Here is a 1,739-nt window from a genome sequence, read left to right on the forward strand (position 1 = left end):
CCGGCCTTGCCGGATCTGGAACGGGCCTTGATCAACCCGGCCGCGGTGTTCGCGACGCCGGCGGCCGTGCTGGACCACCCGCGGCTGCTCCGCGACGGCAAGCGCGAGATCCTGCGGCGCTGGGCCTGGGACGAGTACCTGAAGGAGGTGGCCGCCGCCGAGGGCATGGCCGAGGGCGAGCCCTCGCAGCTCGACGCGGTCAAGGCCGCGCTCCTGGCGCTCGGCGAGACCTGGCGCCCGAAACCCTCCGCTCCGGCGGTGGCCGCCGTCCCGGTGATGTGGGAGGACCTGGTTCTCGCGGCGTGACGGCTCACGCCACCGAGAACCGGAACGTGGTGGCCGCCCGAAAGACCTCCCCCGGACGCAGGGTCGCGGACGGGAAGTCCGGCTGGTTCGGGGCGTCCGGAAAGCCCTGCGTCTCGAAGCAGACGCCGTCCCCGGAGCGGTAGATCCGGCCGGAGGGGCCGATCAGCGTGCCGTCCAGGTTGTTGCCGGTGTAGAGCTGCAGGGCCGGCTGCGTGGTCGCCACGTCGAGCCGCCGGCCGCTGCCCGGATCGATGCAGGTGGCGGCCGGGTGCAGGGTCCCGGCGGGGCCGCGCAGCACGAAGGTGTGGTCGTAGCCCTTGGCGTAGGCGAGTTGCGGGTCGCCCGCGCGGATGCGCGCGCCCAACCGGTGCGGTGTCCGGAAATCGAACGGGGTGCCGGCGACCGGCTGGACCGTGCCGGTGGGGACCTGCGTCGCATCCGTGGGCGTGAACGCGTCGGCCTCGATCTGGACGACGTGGTCGAGCACGCTGCCGGTCCCCTCCCCGGCCAGGTTGAAGTAGCTGTGATTGGTGAGGTTGAGAACCGTCGGCCGGTCCGTCACCGCCTCGTAATCGAGGCGCAGCAGCCCGTCCTCGGGCAGGCTGTAGCGCACGCGGACGTCGAGGTTGCCGGGAAACCCCTCCTCGCCGTCCGGCGAGCGGCGGGCCAGGGCGAGGCTCGTGGGGTCGGTCGCCTCCACGCGCCAGAGATGTTTTCCGAAATTCCGGTCGCCGCCGTGCAGGGTGTTGGGCCCCTCGTTCACCGGCAACCGGTAGGTCTGGCCGTCGAGGCTGAAGCGCCCGCCCGCGATGCGGTTGGCGTAGCGCCCGACCACGGCGCCGAAGCTCGGGCTCACGGTCTCGTAGCCCGCGAGCGTGTCGAGCCCGAGGACGACGTTGGCGCTGCGTCCAGCGCGGTCGGGCACCTCGATCGCCGTGATCACCGCGCCGAAATCGATGACGTGGACGCGCAGGCTCCCCCGGGCCAGCAGGTGCCGGGTGACCGTCTGACCGTCCGCGGTGCGCCCGAAGATCTCGCCCGCCATGCCGCGATCCCCGCTCAGCGCTTCCAGACGCCGAGCCGCTCGGTGCGCGCGTGGTCCTCGGCGGCGACCAGTTCGGGGCTCGCCTCCGGGGAGGCCCGGCCGCCGCCGTTGAACAGAACGACCTCCGAGAGGTCACGCCCGTTCACCAGGCAGTTCATCGTCTCGCTGCCCGGCGCCGGCTGGCAGGTCACCGGGCGGCCGCCGATGTAGCGGGTCAGCTCGTCGGCCTGGCCGCCCCGCACCCACTCGACCCCGAACAGGCGCACGACCTTGCCGCCGACCTTGAGGGTCGCGGTGTCGATCACCTGGGCCGTGCCGGTGATGGCGTTCGCCGCGGGCGGCGGCGTGTCGGGCTCGGGATCGCCGCCGGTCTCGGGCGGGGGCGTGA

The 1,739-nt window shown here is 73.2% G+C and carries 1 protein-coding gene and 2 pseudogenes; 1 reads left to right on the forward strand and 2 read right to left on the reverse strand.

Going from position 1 to position 1,739, the window contains the following annotated elements:
• Positions 1 to 306: pseudogene (locus tag FV228_RS28775) on the forward strand (hypothetical protein); the annotation flags it as partial.
• A gap of 4 nt (positions 307 to 310) precedes the next feature.
• On the opposite strand, the gene FV228_RS28780 reads toward FV228_RS28775, so the two are convergent.
• Both FV228_RS28780 and FV228_RS28785 read right to left on the reverse strand, forming a co-directional pair.
• The gene (locus tag FV228_RS28780; RefSeq protein WP_147857592.1) at positions 311 to 1,351 is read right to left on the reverse strand and encodes an aldose epimerase family protein; all 1,041 of its coding nucleotides are present in this window, start codon (positions 1,349 to 1,351) and stop codon (positions 311 to 313) included.
• A 14-nt stretch (positions 1,352 to 1,365) separates the two neighbouring features.
• A pseudogene (locus FV228_RS28785) lies at positions 1,366 to 1,739 on the reverse strand (nuclease); the annotation flags it as partial.

The organism is Methylobacterium sp. WL18, assembly GCF_008040015.1.
In the GTDB taxonomy this organism is placed as follows: Bacteria; Pseudomonadota; Alphaproteobacteria; order Rhizobiales; family Beijerinckiaceae; genus Methylobacterium; species Methylobacterium mesophilicum.

Bases quoted from the DNA above. Each gene is read 5' to 3' on its own strand.
- FV228_RS28780 (WP_147857592.1), bottom strand. From the start codon at position 1,351: ATGGCGGGCGAGATCTTCGGGCGCACCGCGGACGGTCAGACGGTCACC.